General features: G+C 60.3%; 17 protein-coding genes and 1 pseudogene. 12 read left to right on the top strand and 6 right to left on the bottom strand.

Features of this window, described 5'->3' with window-relative positions; all coding sequences use genetic code 11:
- Window positions 1-2 precede the first annotated feature (2 nt).
- Together AC58NV_RS22265 and dctP are read right to left on the bottom strand one after the other, a co-directional pair.
- On the bottom strand, window positions 3-608 hold the full coding sequence (locus tag AC58NV_RS22265; protein WP_497229104.1) for a TRAP transporter small permease: 606 nt from the start codon (window positions 606-608) through the stop codon (window positions 3-5).
- Between the two features lie 61 nt (window positions 609-669).
- On the bottom strand, window positions 670-1,674 hold the full coding sequence (dctP, locus tag AC58NV_RS22270; protein ID WP_497229105.1) for a TRAP transporter substrate-binding protein DctP: 1,005 nt from the start codon (window positions 1,672-1,674) through the stop codon (window positions 670-672).
- 164 nt (window positions 1,675-1,838) lie between these two features.
- Here dctP and AC58NV_RS22275 point away from each other — a divergent pair, with 164 nt between their 5' ends.
- From AC58NV_RS22275 to AC58NV_RS22285, 3 genes are all read left to right on the top strand, one after another.
- Window positions 1,839-2,564 (top strand): maleate cis-trans isomerase family protein, encoded by a 726-nt coding sequence (locus AC58NV_RS22275; RefSeq protein ID WP_497229106.1) that lies wholly within the window; start codon window positions 1,839-1,841, stop codon window positions 2,562-2,564.
- Window positions 2,565-2,638: 74 nt separating this feature from the next.
- A complete protein-coding gene (locus AC58NV_RS22280; RefSeq protein ID WP_497229107.1) occupies window positions 2,639-3,337 on the top strand; it encodes a GntR family transcriptional regulator in 699 nt (232 codons plus the stop codon).
- A gap of 297 nt (window positions 3,338-3,634) precedes the next feature.
- Complete coding sequence (locus AC58NV_RS22285; RefSeq protein WP_497229108.1) at window positions 3,635-4,693, top strand: IS110 family RNA-guided transposase; 1,059 nt, start codon at window positions 3,635-3,637, stop codon at window positions 4,691-4,693.
- Between the two features lie 364 nt (window positions 4,694-5,057).
- Here the strand turns inward: AC58NV_RS22285 and AC58NV_RS22290 are convergent, their stop codons facing one another.
- On the bottom strand, window positions 5,058-6,002 hold the full coding sequence (locus AC58NV_RS22290; protein ID WP_497229109.1) for a LysR family transcriptional regulator: 945 nt from the start codon (window positions 6,000-6,002) through the stop codon (window positions 5,058-5,060).
- Between the two features lie 116 nt (window positions 6,003-6,118).
- Here AC58NV_RS22290 and AC58NV_RS22295 point away from each other — a divergent pair, with 116 nt between their 5' ends.
- The 7 genes from AC58NV_RS22295 to speB all read left to right on the top strand — a co-directional run bounded on the left by AC58NV_RS22295 (window position 6,119) and on the right by speB (window position 14,021).
- Complete coding sequence (locus AC58NV_RS22295; protein WP_497229110.1) at window positions 6,119-7,024, top strand: dimethylarginine dimethylaminohydrolase family protein; 906 nt, start codon at window positions 6,119-6,121, stop codon at window positions 7,022-7,024.
- Window positions 7,021-8,262: a Zn-dependent hydrolase gene (locus AC58NV_RS22300; protein ID WP_497229111.1), complete on the top strand. Its 1,242-nt coding sequence runs from the start codon at window positions 7,021-7,023 to the stop codon at window positions 8,260-8,262. Before AC58NV_RS22295 ends, AC58NV_RS22300 begins: the two co-directional genes overlap by 4 nt.
- 130 nt (window positions 8,263-8,392) lie before the next feature.
- On the top strand, window positions 8,393-9,283 hold the full coding sequence (locus AC58NV_RS22305) for an ABC transporter substrate-binding protein (protein WP_497229121.1): 891 nt from the start codon (window positions 8,393-8,395) through the stop codon (window positions 9,281-9,283).
- Window positions 9,284-9,360: 77 nt separating this feature from the next.
- Complete coding sequence (locus AC58NV_RS22310; protein ID WP_497229112.1) at window positions 9,361-10,410, top strand: quaternary amine ABC transporter ATP-binding protein; 1,050 nt, start codon at window positions 9,361-9,363, stop codon at window positions 10,408-10,410.
- Window positions 10,407-11,966, top strand: a complete 1,560-nt coding sequence (locus AC58NV_RS22315; RefSeq protein ID WP_497229113.1) for an ABC transporter permease — start codon at window positions 10,407-10,409, stop codon at window positions 11,964-11,966. Before AC58NV_RS22310 ends, AC58NV_RS22315 begins: the two co-directional genes overlap by 4 nt.
- Window positions 11,967-12,054: 88 nt before the next feature.
- A complete protein-coding gene (locus tag AC58NV_RS22320; RefSeq protein ID WP_497229114.1) occupies window positions 12,055-13,044 on the top strand; it encodes an arginase family protein in 990 nt (329 codons plus the stop codon).
- Window positions 13,041-14,021 carry an agmatinase gene (speB, locus tag AC58NV_RS22325; protein WP_497229115.1) on the top strand — a complete coding sequence of 327 codons (981 nt, stop codon included), beginning with the start codon at window positions 13,041-13,043 and terminating at the stop codon, window positions 14,019-14,021. The genes AC58NV_RS22320 and speB overlap by 4 nt, the downstream gene beginning before the upstream one ends.
- Before the next feature lie 374 nt (window positions 14,022-14,395).
- On the opposite strand, the pseudogene AC58NV_RS22330 reads toward speB, so the two are convergent.
- Together AC58NV_RS22330 and AC58NV_RS22335 are read right to left on the bottom strand one after the other, a co-directional pair.
- Window positions 14,396-15,472: pseudogene (locus tag AC58NV_RS22330) on the bottom strand (IS110 family RNA-guided transposase).
- Between the two features lie 302 nt (window positions 15,473-15,774).
- The gene (locus AC58NV_RS22335; protein WP_497229116.1) at window positions 15,775-16,815 is read right to left on the bottom strand and encodes a GlxA family transcriptional regulator; all 1,041 of its coding nucleotides are present in this window, start codon (window positions 16,813-16,815) and stop codon (window positions 15,775-15,777) included.
- A 101-nt stretch (window positions 16,816-16,916) separates the two neighbouring features.
- On the opposite strand from AC58NV_RS22335, the gene AC58NV_RS22340 reads away from it, so the two are divergent.
- Window positions 16,917-18,014 carry a class I SAM-dependent methyltransferase gene (locus AC58NV_RS22340; RefSeq protein ID WP_497229117.1) on the top strand — a complete coding sequence of 366 codons (1,098 nt, stop codon included), beginning with the start codon at window positions 16,917-16,919 and terminating at the stop codon, window positions 18,012-18,014.
- Entirely contained in the window at window positions 18,011-19,132 is a 1,122-nt protein-coding gene (locus tag AC58NV_RS22345; RefSeq protein WP_497229118.1) for a flavin-containing monooxygenase, read from the top strand. Before AC58NV_RS22340 ends, AC58NV_RS22345 begins: the two co-directional genes overlap by 4 nt.
- Before the next feature lie 55 nt (window positions 19,133-19,187).
- On the opposite strand, the gene AC58NV_RS22350 is transcribed toward AC58NV_RS22345, so the two are convergent.
- Window positions 19,188-19,661, bottom strand: coding sequence for a hypothetical protein (locus AC58NV_RS22350; protein WP_497229119.1), 474 nt, complete (start codon window positions 19,659-19,661; stop codon window positions 19,188-19,190).
- Window positions 19,662-19,987: the final 326 nt, after the last annotated feature.

Consider the following 19,987-nt stretch of genomic DNA (forward strand, 5'->3'; position numbering starts at 1 on the left):
GGTCAGTCTCCGCCCTGTCCGGTCAGCAGCGCGCGCGCTTCCAGGAAGAATTGCAGCATCAGGTAGAGGATCATCAGCACAAAGCCGGAAACCATGCTGAAATCCCAGATGTACTTGGGCAGCCGCATGTAGGTGCTCTTGCGGTTCAGCGAGAGGTTGTAGGCAGCGAAATCCCAGGCGAACCAGGCAAAGACCAGAACCGTCACCAGACAAGCCAGGGTGCCGAACAGGCGCACCGCCAGCAGGGTTTTGCGGTTCTGTGTCAGCAGGGTCAGCACGCCGCCTTCGATGTGGTCGCGCTCGCGGGTGCAATAGGCCATGCCGATAAAGTAGATCCACAGGGCCAGCATCGGCGCCAGTTCCTCGATCCCCAGAAAGGGCGAGGAGATCACGTACCGCATGAACACCTGCGCCGCCATCAGCAGCCCCAGCGAGATCATCGCGCCGAACAGCATCACCCGCATCAACAGGGCAACCCTGTCTTCAGCCGCATAGAAAACGCCGAGCCCGCGGTAAACCGGTGCCGCAGCATCGCTGCCTGCCGGCATGATCGGCTCAGGTGTCAGGACGTTGTCCAGGCTGTCCGTGTGCAAAAGTTCTTTGGTCATGCGCCGTCCTCCTCAGCCGGTGCAGTGCCCGGGGCAGCCCCCGGGCACGGGAAAGCGGGGATCAGTTGGTGCCCGCGGCAGCCTTGATCTGGCCCATCACATCGGCGCCGATGATCTGCTCCATGTAGGGGTATTCCACTGCGGTCACCTGCTGGCGGTAGGACTCCAGCTGCTCAGGTGTCAGCTCGACAACCTCGATGCCGGCCTCCTTCATCTGGGCAAACCATTTGGGGCTTTCGGCCTCAGCGTTTTCCCAGGCCCAGGTCACCGCCTCATCCGCGGCGGTGCGAATCCAGCCCTGCTGCTCTTCGCCCAGGCTGTCGAACCAGCGCTTGTTGGCTGTCCAGAAAGTGTGCTCGAAGTTCTCGCGGGTGAAGACATAGGCGCTGACCACATCCTTGAACAGCAGCACCTCGGACGGCGGTGAATAGGCGCGGCCGTCGATGGCGCCGGTCTGCAGGGCTGTATGCACCTCGCTGAAGGCCATAGGGACCGGGGCAAAGCCGGTTGCCTTGTAACGCTCGATCGCCATTGGCATGCCTGGCACCCGCATCTTGAAGCCTTCTGCCTCTTCCGGGAAGCTGGTCGGCACCTCAACGCCCTTGCGCACCACAAAGCCGGTGAAATCGGTCGGGATCGTTCCCAGAAGCACCATGCCCAGATCGTTCATGATGCCGTCATAGACGGAGTTCATGACCGAGCCCGGCCCATAGACTTCGCGCCCGGTTTCCCAGTCGCTGGCGACATAGCCCAGCACCGACACATCCCACCGCGGGTCCAGCTCGGAATGGTTCCAGGACATGGTCATTTGCACCGCGCCCTGCGACACCTGCTCGACGATCGAGGTCCAATCCCCCAGGTCGCCGCCTGGATGGTAGTCAACGTTCAGCGTGCCGCCGGACAGTTCCTCCAGCCGCGCCGAGAAGCGCTCGGATACCTGATGGAAGATGTGCTGGGTGTCCATCACATGGCCCAGAATGATGTCTTCAGCTTGCGCCGCAGGCAGCGTGGTGGCCAGAACGCCAGCCGCCGCGGCACCCGCTTTTATCAATGTTGCGATCCCCACGAAGGTTTCCTCCCTGTTCGTGTTTCAGTCGCGGCTCGAATCGAAACTCCAGCCTCGCAATTTGCTAAGCTGTGTACAGCTATTGCGTCAATACTTGATTTTTTCCAAGTTTTGACCTTCAAATTGATATGCTGCATACACCGCGCTCAATTCACGGAGAGAAAATGTTTGATAAAGGCCGCCACTACCGGGCCAAGATCGGCTTTGTCCTGCTGGCCACGGAACAGACGATTGAGGACGACATGTTCCTCCTGCGCCCCGACGGGGTTGGAGTGCATTTCGCCCGCGCCTGGATCGGGGACAGCATCACGGTCGACAGCCTCAGCCGTCATGCCGGGGATCTGGCCCGCGCTGCCTCAACACTGCTGCCGGATGGCAGCCTCGATGTGATCTGCTATGGCTGCACTTCCGGCAGTCTGGTTATCGGAGAAGATCGGGTTGCCGCGGAATTAAACAAGGGCGCGCCAAACGCCAAGGCCACCAGCCTGATCACCGCCGTCCTGGAGGCGCTGCGCGCTGTCGGCGCCAAACGGGTTGCGGTTGCCACGCCCTACCTGGACGAGATCAACGATCAGGAAGTCCAATACCTGGAAAAGGCGGGGTTTAAGGTGACGCAGATCCAGGGGCTGCAGCTGGAGAAGGACAGCGACATGATCCGCGTCAGTCCTAATTACCTGGCCGATTTTGCCAAGGAGGCAGACACGCCAGACAGCGATGCGTTGTTCATCAGCTGCGGTGCGTTGCGGTCATTGGAGATCGTGGATCGGCTGGAACAGCAACTGGGAAAGCCGGTGATCTGCTCCAACCAGGCAATGATGTGGCATGTGCTGCGCCTTGCCGGCGTCCCGGACCAGATCGAAGGACATGGCCGGCTGCTCCGGGAGCACTGAAATTGGCTCTTCTTTGCTATCAAACGCCTTGATATGACTTCTGAAACTGTCGCCGTCCGGGAAAGGAAGCTCACTTGTCTGCAGAGGCCGCACCACTGACACCACAAGGCTGGGGAGACCGCAAGCCGGGTGTCGAGGACATTCAGCGCCTGATCCTGAAGCGGATCTGCTTTCTGGAGTACACGCCTGGAGATCGGCTGAAAGAGGCGGAACTGGCCGAGGAATTCGGAGTGAGCCGCACGCCGGTGCGCGATGCGATCAGCCGCATCAATCACCTTGGCCTGGTGGAAACGATCAACGGTGTCGGCAACGTCGTGATGGAGCTGCCACAGGAAAAAATTGCCCATGTCTACGATATGCGTCTGCATCTGGCTTCGCTGATTGGCGCAACGGCGCCCGCTGAGATTGAAGACAGCCACCTGGCACGCGTCCGCGACCTTCTAGAGCAGGCTCATCAGCTCGGCGGGCAAATGGACTCCCGCCAATATGTCATCGTGAACGATCAGTTAAACACGCTGATCAGCGATCTGATCGGCAATTCGGTCCTGCGCTCTTTCTGGACCCAGGCCTATTACCAAGCAGCCAGCACCTGGCACAGGGTTGTCGACTGCGCAGGTGCGGAAGTGGCGGATGCCCTTGTTGCCGAACTTGTGGATCTCGAAAACGCCTTGATCGAGAAGGATATCCAGGCTGTCGGGTACATTCAACGCATCCACATTGGCTATGGCTATGCCCGGATCAGGAAATTTCTGTTCAGCGAATCAGTCGAGTAATTTCCACGGTCATTGGTTGCGCGAAATGAGCGAGCCTTTCCTATCCCCAAAGCACGTCGGCTTTGCTGCACACCTGCGTCATTTTAAAGTAATTCGCATCCAGAACGCGAAGAAGGTTTGGCGAGACCTGAGCTGCCTCATTTATATCTTAGAAAGGCTGCGTGGTAGAGCAAGGTCCGGTTTGGCGGGCTGCATTCCCGCAAGGAACGAGGCCGCTTAAGGTCAGTTAATGGGATGTACCGGCTGCTTCACCCAGCAGGTTAGGCTTTGCCTATTTCTGCAAACTGGAGAAGTAGCATGGCGAAGGAGGACTTTGATGAGCTGAAGTCAATTGGCATCGATATCGGCAAAGATACGTTCCATTTGGTTGGTTTTGATCAGTCGGGACAGCGGGTTCTGCGCAAGCAGATCAAGCGGCTGGCCTTGGTGGCGGCCCTCGAGAAACTGCCGCGATGTATTGTTGGCATGGAGGCCTGCCTCAGCGCCCATTTTGTCAGCCGCACGCTGAGCAAGATGGGATTTAAGTCCCGCATCATCCCCGCGTTCTACGTGAAGCCGCTCAGCAAGGGACAAAAGAACGATTACAACGATGCAGAAGCCATCGCCGAAGCGGCGCTGCGGCCCAATCTGCAAGGGGTGTCTGAGAAGAGCCAGGATCCGCTGGACTTACAAGCGCTGCACCGTGTCAGATCTCGTTTGGTGTCGCGGCGCACGGCGACGATCAACCAGATCCGCGCATTTCTGATTGAGCAGGGCATTACCGTACGCAAGGGCCTGCGCGCACTCAAGAACTCGTTCGAAGCTATCTTAGAGGAATGCAAGGACGAGATATCGCCAAGGATGCGCTCGATACTGATCGGCCTCTTTGGCGACTGGATGTGGATGGACGATCGCACTGCTAAGGTATCGCAGGAGATCGAAGAAATCAGCCGAACCGAGGAGGACTGCGCCAATGTCATGACGGTACCAGGCATTGGCCCGATGATCTCGACGGCGATGGTTGCGGCAGCCGGTGAAGGCGAGGCTTTTGATCGCGGGCGAGACTTTGCGGCGTGGATCGGTCTTGTTCCCAGGCAATACAGCACGGGAGGTCGAACTGTATTGGGGCGCATCTCAAAGCGCGGAAGCCGATATCTAAGGATGCTGTTCGTTCAGGCGGCGAAGATCGTCATGATGCGGCCCCACCGCTGGCCGGACTTTAGCTTTGGCGAATGGTTGGCCGGGGCGTCAGAACGTATGCATCGCAACAAAACCGCAGTCGCGCTCGCCAACAAATTGGCACGCATGGCATGGAGCATCCTGAGGCAAAAAACGGAGTTCGACGCCAAGAGAGACGAGGTTACAATCGGCGTCTGACAGACCCGCAGCAATCCAAAGGAGTTCGCGACAGATCGAAAGCATGGAACGGAAACATTACGCCCCCAGAATCTGACGGCCCAAATGGTCATCAACGGCCTGTCCGCTAATGAGATCACGGTACGAGCGCAACCCCAACAAGGCTACGGCCCGCGTGCCGATCAGTAGGCCGGATACATATTAGCGACTTCCGAGAACATGCCAGAAATCCATTGCGAACAGCAGCCGGTACATACATTGGGCCGGACCTACTCTCCATGACCTCCAGTTAGGCAGCGGCATAATTAAAGGTCAAAGAGAACTTCCACTTAGAGCAACAATTTGGCATCCGCCGTTTGCTTGTGGGCGCAGTCAAAACAAAAATTTAGGCGCCTAGACTTTCTTTGCGTTTTTTCTTGCTGACCTGACCCGCTGCAGTTTTCACCAGATGGATGAAGGTTTTGACCACCAGATTCGGCTCTTCGCCGCGTTTGCGGACCAACTTGATCTCGGACTTCAGGTCAAACATACCATCCCCTACCGAGCGCACCCGGCCTTCGCGTACCCAGATGTCGGCGAAGCTTTCCGGCAGGTAACCGATATAGCGGCCGGTTAGCACCAGCATCGCAATGCCTTCGATCTGATGGGCGCTGGCGTTTGAAGGCAGCCCGCGGGAGACTGGCGCCACCAAGTCTTCGTTCAGATAGGCCCGCTTGCAGAAATTGGCCTGCGGCAGCAACTCCTCAACCTGAGCAGGGATGTCAGCCGTGAACAGCGGATGCCCGCGGCTGCAGTAGAGGCCGATACGCTCGTACCCCAGCGTCTCGTAGATCAAGCCGGGCTTATGCTTGTGGAAGACACCAACCCCGAGTGCAATCTGTCCGTCCTGCACTGCCATCTCAATGTCATCCGGCGCTAGCGAGTGCATCTCGATCTCGACCTCTGGCGCAATTCGGGTGAAGTCGGCCAAGGCGCTCATGATCGGTGCTTCGTTGTTGAACACCCAGTTGTCGATCGCCGCCACCGGCAGGCGGCCGACCAACTTGCCGCGGGTGCCGTCCACGGTCTCGCCGAACTGGTCCAGCGCCGCAAACAGCTTGTGCGAGGCGGCATAGACGATCTCGCCTTTATCAGTCAGCCGGAACCCCTTGCGGCCGCGTTGGCACAGGCGCATGCCCAACCGGGTCTCCAGATCAGCAATCTGCCGGGAGATGGTAGAGGCCGAGACGTTCAGGGTGATCTGCGCCGCCGAAAACCCGCGCGCCTCCACCACCGCGCAGAACACGTAGAGCAGGTGCAGGTCGGCTTTGGACAGGGCGGGCGGCAGCATGGTCTCACAATACTTGCATAAACGTAAAAGTTAAGTCCCTTAGTTTGTAGTTTAATAAAAGCTAATCCCAGCCAATGCTGCTGCCCAAGCATGCAATGACTGGGAGGTTGAGCAGCATGGATGCAAGCATCGCAACGGCCAAACGCTGGGGGATCAACAACGACTATGCCAAGCTGACGGATGTTCTGTTGGGCAAGCCGGAGTATTTCAAATGGGTCGAGGCCGGCCCGCTGATCGGCCGCACTCTGGCCAATGCGCATAAGACCGGCGTGCAGTTCGATCTGCAGCTGGCGATGAAGCAGCACTCCGAGATGGTGTCGATCTTTGAGGGGGCCGGCGTCACCTGCCATTACCTGGACAGCGACGAGGTGCTGCACCGCAACTTCTTTGCCCGCGACAGTTCCGCCATGACCCCCTGGGGCGCGCTGATCTGCCATATGCAGCTGAAATGCCGCCGCGCCGACTATGCCACCGCGATCAAGTTCTATCAGGACAACGATATCCCGATCTGGAAGTTCGCCACCGCGGGTCATTTCGAAGGCGGCGATTTCAACATCATCGAGCCGGGCCGGGTTCTGATCGGCTATTGCGGCGAGCGGTCCGAAAAAGAGGGCTCCGAACAGGTCGCCGAATTTGTCCGCGCCGAGGGCTGGGAGGCCGTGGTCGCCCCGATCAGCCGCGAGTTTGTGCATATGGACGGGCTGATCGTACCCCTGGCCAAAAAGCTGGCGGTGGCCTGCATCGACGCGATGGAGCCTTGGCTGGTGGATATCGTCAAAGGCTGGGGGATCGAGATCGTCGATGTCTCCTATGCCGAAGCCAAGAATCTGGGCGTGAACTTGGTGGCCTTGGGCAACGGCAAGGTGATGTCGATGGCCGGCGCCAAGGACCTGAACGCCAAGATGCGCGCCCTGGGGTTCGAGGTCTATGACCCCGACATGTCGATGTTCACCCTCGGCGGCGGCGGTGTGCATTGCCTGAGCCAGGCGCTCTGCCGTGAAGACGTCCCCCAAAGCGCATGAGCAGCAACCACCGCATAAACGGCGCTCGGCTGTGGCAGAGCATCATGGAGATGGCCAAGATTGATGCTCTGCCGGGCGGCGGCTGCGGGCGGCTGACGCTGACGGACGGTGATCTGGAAGCCCGCGAGCTGTTCACCCGCTGGTGCGAGGACGCGGGCTGCACCGTCACCCATGACCGGCTGGGCAACATGTTTGCCCACCGCGCGGGCCGCGATCCGGAGGCGCTACCCATCGCCATTGGCAGCCACCTGGACACCCAGCCGCACGGCGGCAAGTTCGATGGCGTCTATGGCGTGCTTGCGGGCCTTGAGGTGGTGCGGACGTTGAACGATCTGGGGCTGGAGACGGATGCCCCGATCGAGATCGTCAACTGGACCAACGAGGAAGGCGCGCGCTTTGCCCCGGCGATGCTGTGCTCCGGCGTTTATGCCGGGCTGTTTGATCCGGAGTTTGCCCTGAGCCGCGAGGACGCCGAGGGCTTGCGCTTTGGCGATGAGCTGGCCCGGATCGGCTATGCCGGCTCAGAACCCTGCGGCGTGCATCAGTTCGGCGCCTTCCTGGAAGCCCATATCGAGCAGGGCCCGGTGCTGGAGGCCCATGAAGAGGTGATCGGCGTGGTCACCGGCGGCCAGGGTCAGCGCTGGTATGATGTCAATGTCACCGGGCGCGACGCGCATTCCGGGTCCACCCCGATGCAAGGGCGCAGCGACGCGCTGGTGGCCGCGGCCCGGCTGATACAAGAGGTGCAGCGGATTGCCCTGGCCTATGGCCCCGACGGCGTTGGCACCGTGGGCGAGCTGCACGTCAGCCCGAATTCCCGCAACACCATCCCCGGCGAGGTGCGCTTTACCATCGACTTCCGCCACCCTGACGACGCGGTGCTGAGCGGCATGGACAACGCCATCCGCCGCGCCGCCGCAGAGGAGCAGGAGGCCGGGGTCGCGCTGGACATTATCTGGCATAACCCGCCCGTTCAGTTCGACACCCGCTGCGTCAGCGCCATCGAGGCCGCGGCCAAGAACAGCGGTTTGCTCTGGCGCCGGATGGTGTCGGGCGCGGGGCACGACGCCTGCCAGGTTGCCCGCAAGGTGCCCACCGCAATGATCTTTGTGCCCTGCCGCGGCGGCCTCAGCCACAACGAGGCCGAATGGGCCGAACCGGACCACCTTGAGGCCGGCTGCAATGTCCTGCTGCAGGCCGCGCTTGCGCTTTCAAAACAAAGGGCCCCGGCATCGTGATCACGCGCCGGATACTCAATCAAAAAACAAAGTGGTCATCCAACAAGGGAGAAGAAACATGAAAATAGCAAAAACACCGGTCAAGACACTGGCCGCCACCGCACTGGCCGCTACGCTGGGTAGCACTGCCATGGCGCAGGATGTGGTGATTGGGGTGCCGAACTGGGCCTCGGTCCGCGGTACCGCGCATATCCTGAAGGTGGCGCTGGAGGACAACCTGGGCCTCTCGGTGGAACTGCAGAACGGCACCAACCCGATCATCTTTGAGGCAATGGATTCCGGAGCCATGCATGTGCATCCGGAGGTCTGGCTGCCCAACCAGCAGAACCTGCATGACACCTTCGTCTCCGGTAAGGGCACGGTTGCCCTCAACCCGAACGCGGTGCTGTCCGACCAGCAGATCTGCGTCACCAAGGACACCCAGGAACGCACCGGCATCGCTGCGCTCAGCGATCTGACCGATCCGGAGATGGCCGCCAACTTCGACACCGACGGCGATGGCCGCGGCGAGATGTGGATCGGCGGGGCGGGCTGGGCCTCGACCAATGTCGAGAAGATCCGCGCCAAATCCTATGGCTACTCAGAGACCATGAACCTGATGGAGATGGACGAGACCCTGGCCCTGGCCCAGGTCGATAACGCGGTGGCGCAGGGGCAGAACATCGTCTTTTACTGCTATACGCCGCACCACATGTTCTCGCTCTACGATCTGGTGCCGCTGAGCGAGCCTGCCTATGACGCCGCCGAGTGGGATGTGAAACAGCCGACCGATGATCCGAACTGGCTGGAAAACTCCAAGGCCGGTACTGCCTGGGACGCGGCCAAGCTGCATGTGTTCTATGCCGCGGGCCTGGCTGACAGCCAGCCCGAAGCCGCAGATATGCTGAGCAAAGTCAAACTCACCACCGAGCAGGTCAACGCTGTGGTCTATGCGCTGTCGGTCGATGGCCAGGACCCGGCCGAATTTGCCCGCAAATGGGTCGATGAGAACGCCGATCTGGTGGACTCCTGGTTCCAATAAACTGCCGGAACCTAAGGGCCACAGGCGGGCGGCACCGCTGCCCGCCAAACGAACCGGGACATCCGGAGACTGAGCTTATGACTGACAATGTGATCACGCTGGACGGCGTGTGGAAAATATTCGGGCCGAATGCCGATGCCGCCATGGCGGCGATCCGCGAGCGCGGCCTGGGCAAATCCGAGGTGCTGGAGGAATTCAACTGCGTCGTCGGCATCGCCGATGTGTCCTTTGAGGTGAAGCGCGGCGAGATCTTCTGCGTGATGGGGCTGTCGGGCTCCGGCAAATCCACCATGGTGCGGCATCTGAACCGGCTGATCGAACCCACGGCGGGCAATATCTCGGTGATGGGCCGGGACATGCTGACCCTGTCGGACGCGGACCTGCGCGAGATGCGGGCGATGAACATCGGCATGGTGTTCCAGCACATGGCGCTGCTGCCGCACCGCACCGTGCGCGACAATGTGGGCTTTCCGCTGCAGGTGCGCGGCGAGCCGAAGTCCACCCGCTGGGAAGTTTCGCAGCGCTGCCTGGACAAGGTGAACCTGACCGGTTTCGAGGACCGTTTCCCGCGTGAACTCTCCGGCGGCATGCAGCAGCGGGTCGGCCTGGCCCGCGCGCTCGCCTCGGACCCGGATGTGCTCTTGATGGACGAACCCTTCTCGGCGCTTGATCCGCTGATTCGCCGTCAGCTGCAGGACCAGTTCATGAAGCTCTCGGCTGAGCTGAACAAGACCACCGTCTTCATCACCCACGATCTCGACGAGGCGATCCGCATAGGCAACCGCATTGCCATCATGAAGGACGGCCGCATCGTGCAGATCGGTACCCCGGAGGAAATAGTCACCCAGCCCGCCGACGACTATGTGCGCGATTTTGTCGAGGGCATCTCCAAGCTGAAACTGGTCTTTGCCCATTCGATCATGGTGCCGATCAGTGAGTACAAACCCACCCGGCCCGTCGATTTCGATGAAAGCCCGCGGGCGCATCACGGCACCGACCTCGACCAGCTGATCGATATCGCAACCTCGACCGAGAACGTGATTGTCATCACCGGCGACGATGGCGCCGACATTGGCGTGGTCGACCGCGCAACGCTCTTGAAGGGCATTCAGGGGGGCAAGGCATGAAGGATACCTCGTTTGAATCACCCGGCCTGAGCGTCGAAGAATTTGCCGTCGAGAACGGCCCCTACTACGCCAGTGAATTCGCCCGCATTCAGGGTAGGACCGGCTTTGCCTGGTCGTGGAACACCATGGCTGCCGTCTGCGGACCCCTGTGGGGCGCCGCCCGCGGTGCCTGGGGCTTCTTCTGGATATTCCTGGTGCTGGAGCTGTTTGCCCTGGTGCAGATCGGCCGCGGCCTGTGGGGTGAACTCGGTGCCGACCAACTTGCCCGCTATGAACGCCTGCTGGCCAATATCGCCAAGCGCGAGGACCAGGCCGCGGACCTGACCGCCGCGGGCGACGCCGCCGGCGCTGCCGCCAAGCTGAAGATCGCCGACAACCTGCGCGCGGCCGCCGACAAAGCTCTGGAGGCCGCCAATGCCGCCGACAGCACCGCACTGGCGATTCTGCTCACCGGCCTTGCCCTGATAGCCGTGATCAAGCTGGCCGAAGGTTTCTATGCCAACACGGCTTACGAGGCCCAATATTTGCGCTGGCGCTCGGGTCAAAAGGCGCAGTCAGGGATGAGCCGCAACGGGCTGATCTTCGGCGCAATCGGCCTCTTTGCAATCTGGCCACTGACCCTGGTGCGATTCACCGTCGCAAAGCCGGACGAAGCCATGGCCGGCGTCACCGGTGGGCTGCTGGGTGAGCGCCTGCCGATCACCGAATTCCCGGTTGGCAAGGAATACTTCGCTGCACTGTCCAAGAAAGGCGACGCCGGCTTTGACTGGCTGGCCAACAACTTTGGCGATGTGTTCGACGGCGTAACCGTCGGCATCCGCTGGGTGCTGGACGGACTTGAGGTGCTGCTGATCCAGACGCCCTGGCCGGTGGTGATGTTTGTGACCGTGGTGATGGCGCTGCGCCTGGCTGGGCCGCGGGTGGCGATCTTCACCGCTGCCTCGCTCGCCTACCTCGCCTTCATGGGCCTGTGGGAGCTAGCGATGATCACCGTGGCGCTGATTGGCGCCGGTGCCTTCCTCTGCGTGGCAATCGGCATTCCTTTGGGTATCTGGTTTGGCAAGTCCAAACGTGCATATGCAATCGCAGAGCCTGTGCTGGACTTCATGCAGACCATGCCGGCCTTTGTCTACCTGATCCCGATCATCGCTTTCTTCGGCACCGGCAAACCGCCGGGCGTGCTAGCCACCCTGGTCTTTGCAATGCCGCCGGTGATCCGCCTGACCGCCCTTGGCATGCGCGGCGTGCCCGGAGCCACCAAGGAAGCCGCCATCGCATTCGGTTGCTCGCGCCGGCAGCTGTTGTTCAATGTCGAGCTGCCGCTGGCGCTGCCCTCGATCATGACCGGCATCAACCAGACCATCCTGATGTCGCTGTCGATGGTGGTGATCGCCTCGCTGATCGGTGCCGAAGGGCTGGGCGCCCTGATCCTGGAAGCACTGCAATACGCGGCCAAAGGCCAGGGTCTCCTGGGCGGTCTCGCCATCCTATTCTGCGCCATGGTCATCGACCGGATCGCACAGGGTGCCTACCGCAAGAAAACCGGCGAAAGCTGACTCCTCCCCCGGGCTGTTCCCGGACTGCCCCGGTGCTGCACACTTTGGCATCGGGGCCCTTTTCTACTCTAACTCGGAAAGACTGCTCATGGCTGACGAACACCTGAAATCCATGATGGAGAACCTCTACTGGTGGGGCATCCCCACCATGTTCCGCTGCCCCAACGAAGGCCCCAAGGGACAGGACATCGCCCTGGTCGGGGTGCCACATTCAACCGGCAACGGCACCACCGAGCGCGACCAGCACCTGGGTCCCCGCGCGCTGCGCAATGTCTCGGCGGTGGGGCGTCGGGTGCATGGAGATTTCCAATTGAACCCGTGGGAAGCAGCCAGAATCGCCGATATCGGCGACGTGCCCTTCCCGCGCGCCAATGACAACGAGGACTGCATCGAACAGATCACCCGCTTCTATCAAGAGATTGATGTAACCGGCGCCCGCCCCGTCTCCATCGGCGGCGATCATTCGATCACCGGCGGCATCGTGCAGGCGATCGGCTGCGGCAAGATCACCAAGGGCGAGCCGGTCAGCTTTCTTCATTTCGACGCTCATACGGATGTGTTCACCAAGGTGGACCACTTCCTGGGCGCCAAGAAGTCCGCTGCTCATTGGGGCGCTTACTTGGCCGATCAGGGTAAGGTCGACCCGCATCATTCGATGCAGATCGGCCTGCGCGGCCACCCCCGCACCCTCGACTGGCTGCAGCCGTCTTATGACTACGGCTACAACATCGTCACCATGAAGGAATTCCGCAAACGCGGAGTTGAGGATGTGGTCGCCCAGATCAAGGAAGTGATGGCAGGCCGGCCGGTTTACATTACCTTCGATCTCGACTGCCTGGACCCGACGATTACCCCTGCAGTTTCAAACCTTGAGCCTGGCGAGAAGGGCTTCGACATCGATGAAGCGGTTGCCCTGCTGCACAGCGTTCGCGGCATGAACATCGTCGGTGGCGATATCGTCTGTATGATGCCGACCAAGGACAGCCCGAACCAGATCACCGCGCTGACGGCCTCGGCAATCATGTTCGAGATGATCTCGATGATCGCGGAAAACGTAAAGAACGGAGCAACTGCATGACCCAAACAGGCGATGACTTCTTCCAGCCGGTCTCGGCCATGGATCTGCCCCGTTTTGCCGGGGTGCCCACCTTCATGCGGCTGCCGTCGCTAACACCAGACCATCCTCGTTACGGCGATGTTCAAATGGGGCTGATCGGCGTGCCTTGGGACGGTGGCACCACCAACCGCCCCGGCGCCCGCCACGGGCCGCGGCAGCTGCGGGACTGCTCCACCATGATCCGTGCGATGAACCCGGTGACGGGCGTGAACCCCTTTACCACCGTCAACTGCGCCGATTTGGGCGATGTGCCGCCCAACCCGGTCGACATCCAGGACAGCCTGGAACGGATCACCGCCTACTACAGCGGTTTCAAGGCGGGTGGCATCACCCCGATGACCGCGGGCGGCGACCATCTGATCACCCTGCCAATTCTGCGCGCGCTGGCGGCGGACGGTCCGTTGGGACTGGTCCAATTCGACAGCCACACCGACCTCTTCGACAGCTACTTCGGCGGCTATAAGTACACCCACGGCACCCCGTTCCGCCGCGCGGTGGAGGAAGGGCTGGTCGACCCAAAACGCTTTGTCCAGGTCGGCATCCGCGGCACCGCCTATAACACCGAGGACATCGAATGGGGCCTGGAGCAGGGCATCCGCATCATCCGCGTGGAGGAACTATTCGACCGCGGCATGAAGGACGTTATGGAAGAGGTGTGCGACATCCTTGGCAGCCAGCCTGCGTACTGCACCTATGACATTGACTTTGTCGACCCAACCTATGCGCCCGGCACCGGCACTCCGGAAATCGGCGGCCCCAACAGCTTCCAGGCGCAGCAGGTGATCCGCGAGTTGGCGGGTGTCAATCTGATCGGCGCTGACCTGGTTGAGGTAGCGCCACCGTTTGACGAGTCCGGCGGCACAGCCTGGCTGGGCATTTCGTTGATGTTCGAACTTATGTGTGTGCTCTCGCAATCGATGACACAAAGAATGGGGTGAGCCCGGAGTGTCTTCGCCCCCCCCAAAAAAGGGTCACTAATTGACTAATCGGGTACGATACGTTGAGTTCGAATGCCTGCTCTGTGAATGCCGCGCTGCAGAAGATCAATTGATCGCAGATGGTCGTCTGTGGATGGCTCCTGCATTGCAAGAGTTTTCTCAGCGAGTTTGCGGCGTATTTGTCAGTACAGTCGTCTGTCCGGCCTGTTTGCGTGGCGGTCTGCCACTGGCCCTGATGAGTTCCGCAAGCGAGGTTCCTATCGGCTTAACGGCCTCGGAGGGCCAAGACCTTAGTCGGAGTGTCCTTGCTCTTGGTTGACTTGAGTCCGCATCATCACATCAAGCGTCTTGCATCTCTGGGCGGGCCGGTCTGGTCAGGCGGTCGGCTGCCGGTATTCCTGTTGTTTCGTCTGCATTGCCCAGATGATCCGGGCGGCCTTGTTGGCCATGGCGACCGTTGCCAGCCGGAACGGCTTTCCGGCAAGGATCCTGGCGCTCCAGATATCGATGCGCTCCGGGTGCTTCCTGCCCATCAGCGCGCGGGACGTCATGCCGGTGATCAAAAGCTTGCGGATGTACCGGTCGCCCTTTTTGGTGATCTTGCCGAGCTTCTCTTTGCCGCCGCTGGACTTGTTGAGCGGGGTCAGGCCCAGCCAGGCTGCAAGATCGCGGCCGGTCCGAAATTGCTTGGCGTCGCCGATGGTTGCCACGATGGCGGAGGCAGTGATCGGGCCGATGCCAGGCATGCGCATCAGGCGCCGGGCACCGGCATCCTGCAGAGCATGCTTTTCGATCATCTTTGAATAGCCTTCAACGCGCTCGTGAACTCCAAGAAACTGATAGCAAACCGTGCCCAGAATGCCGTTTGCTAGATCGGGCATGCCGGGCCTTTCCCCTTCAAGGTGGCGTTTCGCAAAGGCGGTCACAGCCTCGATACCGCTCCGCAGCACATGGCCGAATTCGCGCAGAAGGCTGCGGATCATATTCGCCAGCTGCGTGCGCTGCCGGACCGCGAGATCCCGGGTGCGGTGCAGCGCCAGGATTGCCTGCTGCTCTTCAGACTTCAGTTCAACGAAACGCGTTCTGCGCCTTTGAACGATCCTCCGGATCGTTCAATCCGCTAGCGCGGACCAGCTTAAACTTGGCCGGCGGACCGCTTCGCAAATCGCCTCGGCATCAGCGGCATCGGTCTTGCCGCGCTTAACATACGGTTTGACATAGGCCGCAGGCATCAGGCGGACATCATGGCCCAGCCTGCTGAGCTCCCGGCCCCAGTAGTGGGCAGAGCCGCAGGCTTCCATGCCGACGACACATCGCGGAAGAGACTCGAAAAACGCGAGCAGTTTCGCGCGTTTGATCTTCTTATTGAATATCTTGCGCCCGGCCGCGGAAATCCCGTGAACCTGGAACACATCCTTGGCCAAATTCAGTCCAACTGTTTTAACTGTCATTGGGTGGCTCCTTTCCTAGCGGTCGTTGATAACTGCAGTATGGCGCATTGCGACGCCGGTGGAGCAGGAGCCACCCACTCCATCCGCTGAGGGCTCAGTGCAGACCTGCAGCAGTGCGGCAGCATAGGCGCAGCGAAATCGCATTCGGTCCCAGCTGCCAGATGACGCCAGCCAGCCCGAAGTCGCCATCGGGTCGAATTGCCCTGATGGAAGAAGCGAATGTTCATATGCCGGCGTCAAGCAATAGAATTTCCGGACGAAGGCGAAATATGACGAAACCAGTAAACTGCCGGCCTGCGGCTTCAGGACGTTTCGTTATGCTTCGGTAAATTTCCTGCCAAGGCAATCGGGGAAAACCTTTGCCGGTAGCGGGCTGGCGATACACCTGTCCGCCGCCGGAACAGCTTGCGGAAATAGGAGGGGTTTGCATAACCCACTTCTTCACTGATCTCATCAATCTGCAGGCTGGTCGTTTCCAGCAATTGTTTTGCTTCTTCGATGCGCAAAGTCTGAACGTAGTCGATAGGTGTGTAACCGGTCGCCGCCCGGAAACGCCGGTTAAATGTTCGCTCATTGAGGTTAGAGCGGCGCGCAAGCCTGCCAACGATGTTACTCTCGTGGTAGTTTTCAGCGATCCAGCTCTGGGCATCCGCGATCACGGAGTCCGCGTGCCGGTGGGCGGTCCGCGCGCCGGCATACATCAACTGCCCCTCTGCCCGCTCGCCAAACAGGAATATTTTTGCGATCCGGACCGCCTCTTGTCCACCGGCAAACCGCGCGACAAGATACAACGCGAGATCTTCCCAGGACGATGCTCCGCCACTGGTCACGATGCGGTCCGCCTCGCCGGCTGTGCTCAGGATGCGCTCCGGCGCCAGATTTACCGACGAATAGTATTTTTTGAACTGTTCAACGCTCGCCCAATGGCAGGTAGCTTGCTGCCCGTTGATAAGCCCAGCCTCAGCGAGAACCAGCGAGCCAGTGCAGACCGAACAGATAATGGCTCCTTGGTCGAAGCATTCGCGCAGCCAAGCGCATTCTTCCGGCCAGCTGCCGCGCGGATCAAATGAATCTCCGACGGCGATGTCGGGCACAATCACAACATCGGCCAGGCCAAGTTTCGCCTGAGGCGTGATCTCAATGCCGATTGCGGTCGGAATTGTGGCAAGGGACCGCGCTACGATTGCCGGTGAGAAGTGAACAGGTGTGTTTTCTTCGCCGGTCATGTCCGACCATGCCCGGCCGACCGATTGGAACACTTCATAAAGCCCGTACAAGGCCAGCGGCGTCGCTTGGGGCAGCGCCAAAAGCGCAAACTTTGTGTCCCGGGTCTTACCTTCCATGTGGGATTTTGTCCGAAAAGGGCCGTTTCTGTCCATAGCCGATCTGACGGCATGCGCGGGCCGGGGGTAGGCAGGGGTAGCAAATTCAAAAGGAACCACCAATGACCCACCACGCTGCCCCCATCCCTGTGTTCGACGAGAACAGGGCCGAAGCATTTCTCGACACAGTTGCAGCAACCCTGAACAATGGTGCCGTGGCCGCTATGATGTCAGTCGGCCACCGCCTGGGCCTGTTTGACACGCTGGCTGCACTGCCGCCCAGCCAAAGCGCCACAATTGCCAAAACCGCAGGGCTGGCCGAGCGTTACGTGCGAGAATGGCTTGCGGTAATGGTCACGGGTCAGATCGTTGACTATGCGCCGCAAGAAGGAACCTACAGCCTGCCGTCCGAACACGCCGCGTGCCTGACTGCCGACGCACCGTTCGGGAACCTGGCTGTCTATGCTCAGTCGGTTGCGCTTTTCGGCAAGGTCGAGGACCGCTTGATGCAAGCCTTCCAAGACGGCGAAGGAATTCCGTACAGCGACTATCCCTGCTTTCACCAAATCATGTCCGAGGACAGTGAACAGACCGTCGTCGCTGGCATCGGCGAGATCATTCAAACGCTGGCCCCCGATCTCGCCGAACGACTGGATCAGGGCATCGACGTTCTGGATGCCGGTTGCGGTGCCGGGCTTGCGCTGATCCGGATGGCTGAACTGCATCCAAACAGCCGGTTCAAAGGGATTGATCTTTGTCTGGACGCTATCGAGATGGCCCAGGGCACCGCGGCGTCACGCGGCGTGAGCAATGTAGGGTTTGAGGTGCGGGACCTGTCCGGTTTTGATGAAGCTTCAGCCTTCGATCTGATCACCTCTTTCGATGCTGTGCATGACACCAAGGACCCCCAGGAACTTTTGAAATCCTATCACCGGGCATTGCGTCCTGGCGGCGTTCACCTCATGCAGGACATCGGCGGGTCGGTGCGGCTCGAAAACAACCTCGATTTTCCCTTCGCGGCCTTTCTCTATGCCATTTCCTGCAGCCACTGCACACCGGTGTCTCTGGCGCAGGGGGGGAAGGGCCTCGGCACCATGTGGGGCTGGGAGACGGCCGAAACGATGCTGCGCCAGGCAGGTTTCCAGAGACCGGTGCGCAGTGTTCTGCCGCATGACCCGATGAACGTCTGGTTCGTCAGCCGGAAAGAGGCGCCGGTATGAAGCATGAACGTATTGTTGTCGTCGGCGCCGGCCCGTTCGGGCTGGCGCTGGGACGTGAACTCCGCAGGCAGGGGGTTGACCCGCTCATTCTGGAACGCGGCAGCGCAGTGGCCTCCGCCTGGCGGTCCCGCCATCCGCAACTTCAGTTGAATACGCACCGTGTGTACTCAGGCCTGAGGGGCCAGCCAATACCACGCACCGCAGGCACTTGGCCAGCGCTACCAGACTATGTCGCTTATCTCGACCGCATTGCCGGGCAATCCCGGTGCCGGATCGAAGTGAATTGCACGGTGCAAAAACTGGAACGCGACGCAGGCACATGGCTTCTGAAAACCGGCAAGGGCGGGATTTGTGCCGATCAGGTCGTTCTTGCAACCGGCTTCGATCACACTCCAGTTGTTCCGAATTGGCCCGGGGCCTGCGGCTTTTCCGGTTCGATTTTGCATTCCCGGGACATGGGTGATGCAAGAAGATACCGAAACAAGTCAGTGCTGGTCGCGGGCGCCGGAAACTCGGCAGTAGACTGCTTGAACGTACTGGCCCGGGCTGAAACCGCTGATCTGAGTGTTTCGGTGCGTGCTAGCGGCACGACGGTGCCCGCGGAACTATTCGGCTTTCCTTTACAGTTGACCGCGCCTCTTCTGGAACATCTGCCCGCCCGTTTGGCTGATGCGGTGCTGTCAGGGGTGGAACGGATTGCTTTTGGCGATCTGTCGAAGCTCGGGCTGAACCGATGCCGCGCGGGAGCGGCGTCCCGCCTGAAAAACGAGCATGTGGCACCAGCAGTGGACCGCGGCTTCGTTGCAGAGCTGAAACGCGGCAAGATCCCGGTGTTTCCGCAGATCGCCAGGTTCGCATCTGATCGAGTGCATTTTGATGACGGCCGAACACTGCGGCCTGATTTTGTCATTGCAGCGACAGGCTACCGCAGCGGGCTGGAAAGAATTGCCGGGCATCTTGGAGTGCTGGACGAAGCCGGATGGCCGCGATGCTACGGGACAGCCGTTCGGCCAGGGCTTCGGTTCGCGCTGATGCCGCCGCCCCTTGGCGGATCGCTGCGGGCGATCTCAAAGAAAGCACCGGAGATTGCCCATTCAATCGCGCGAGCTTTAAATTGAGGCATCAAGGCTGTTCGCACGACCCGGTAGGCAAACGCCGTCCGAGCTCAGCTGTTTAGAAACCACCTATCGGTAAAATCGGCGTTTCAGCAATTCCCGGAACTTGGGTGGCAAGTGAAACCTCCCAGCGCCGACGCGACAGTTTCCGTAGCTGTTTGGATAAGGCAATGACTGAAAGAGCATCTTCCGAAGGCACACGAAGTCCGGTGAGCAAGCGCGATGTCGTTTCAAGTTTCGAACCGCAGCTAGGCTTGCTCTGAGCATATGCCGATTTCCGCACACCCTGTCGGGACTGCAAAACCGGAAACAGAGCTTTGCCGATCTTGGAAAGCATGCGGCATGGCCCTAAGACTTCCAAGCTGGGATTGTCCACTTTTATGGACTCACACGCTGTCCTCGCTGTCGCCGCAAATGGCCGCTTGCCGAACCGGTTCGGGTCAATCGCGATCAGGGTGGCGCCGCCCTTGATGTTGAGCGCGCCGAAGGACTCGCGCTCCTGATTGTCGACCGACAGCGTGCCGTCGGCCATGGGTCCAGATTTTCCAGACAACACTTGATTCCTGGGCAATGCTCTCGGCAATGAGCAGCCCGCTCCACAGGTCATGTGCCCCGCCTTCCAAACTCGCCCCTGAGAGCATCCACATCCCAGATACAACCAGCGCGATGCCGAAGGGTACGAATTTGAGCGGATTGAGGCTCTTTGCGGTAATGAGAACCCCGGGGATCAAGAGGCCAGCACCCACTGCAAGGCTTGAGGGTATCTGCAAGAATGCCCTCAGCAACTGTCCACCCTTGAGATCACGACGATTCGCGTTGCTCCTTCCGTGGAGGCAGTGGTGTTTTCCCATTTTTTAG

Source organism: Leisingera sp. ANG49, assembly GCF_059694505.1.

Coding starts and splice junctions, on each gene's coding strand:
- AC58NV_RS22265 (WP_497229104.1), bottom strand. CDS start 608: ATGACCAAAGAACTTTTGCACACGGACAGCCTGGACAACGTCCTGACA.
- AC58NV_RS22275 (WP_497229106.1), top strand. CDS start 1,839: ATGTTTGATAAAGGCCGCCACTACCGGGCCAAGATCGGCTTTGTCCTG.
- AC58NV_RS22285 (WP_497229108.1), top strand. CDS start 3,635: ATGGCGAAGGAGGACTTTGATGAGCTGAAGTCAATTGGCATCGATATC.
- AC58NV_RS22290 (WP_497229109.1), bottom strand. CDS start 6,002: ATGCTGCCGCCCGCCCTGTCCAAAGCCGACCTGCACCTGCTCTACGTG.
- AC58NV_RS22295 (WP_497229110.1), top strand. CDS start 6,119: ATGGATGCAAGCATCGCAACGGCCAAACGCTGGGGGATCAACAACGAC.
- AC58NV_RS22300 (WP_497229111.1), top strand. CDS start 7,021: ATGAGCAGCAACCACCGCATAAACGGCGCTCGGCTGTGGCAGAGCATC.
- AC58NV_RS22305 (WP_497229121.1), top strand. CDS start 8,393: ATGGCGCAGGATGTGGTGATTGGGGTGCCGAACTGGGCCTCGGTCCGC.
- AC58NV_RS22310 (WP_497229112.1), top strand. CDS start 9,361: ATGACTGACAATGTGATCACGCTGGACGGCGTGTGGAAAATATTCGGG.
- AC58NV_RS22315 (WP_497229113.1), top strand. CDS start 10,407: ATGAAGGATACCTCGTTTGAATCACCCGGCCTGAGCGTCGAAGAATTT.
- AC58NV_RS22320 (WP_497229114.1), top strand. CDS start 12,055: ATGGCTGACGAACACCTGAAATCCATGATGGAGAACCTCTACTGGTGG.
- speB (WP_497229115.1), top strand. CDS start 13,041: ATGACCCAAACAGGCGATGACTTCTTCCAGCCGGTCTCGGCCATGGAT.
- AC58NV_RS22335 (WP_497229116.1), bottom strand. CDS start 16,815: ATGGAAGGTAAGACCCGGGACACAAAGTTTGCGCTTTTGGCGCTGCCC.
- AC58NV_RS22340 (WP_497229117.1), top strand. CDS start 16,917: ATGACCCACCACGCTGCCCCCATCCCTGTGTTCGACGAGAACAGGGCC.
- AC58NV_RS22345 (WP_497229118.1), top strand. CDS start 18,011: ATGAAGCATGAACGTATTGTTGTCGTCGGCGCCGGCCCGTTCGGGCTG.
- AC58NV_RS22350 (WP_497229119.1), bottom strand. CDS start 19,661: ATGGCCGACGGCACGCTGTCGGTCGACAATCAGGAGCGCGAGTCCTTC.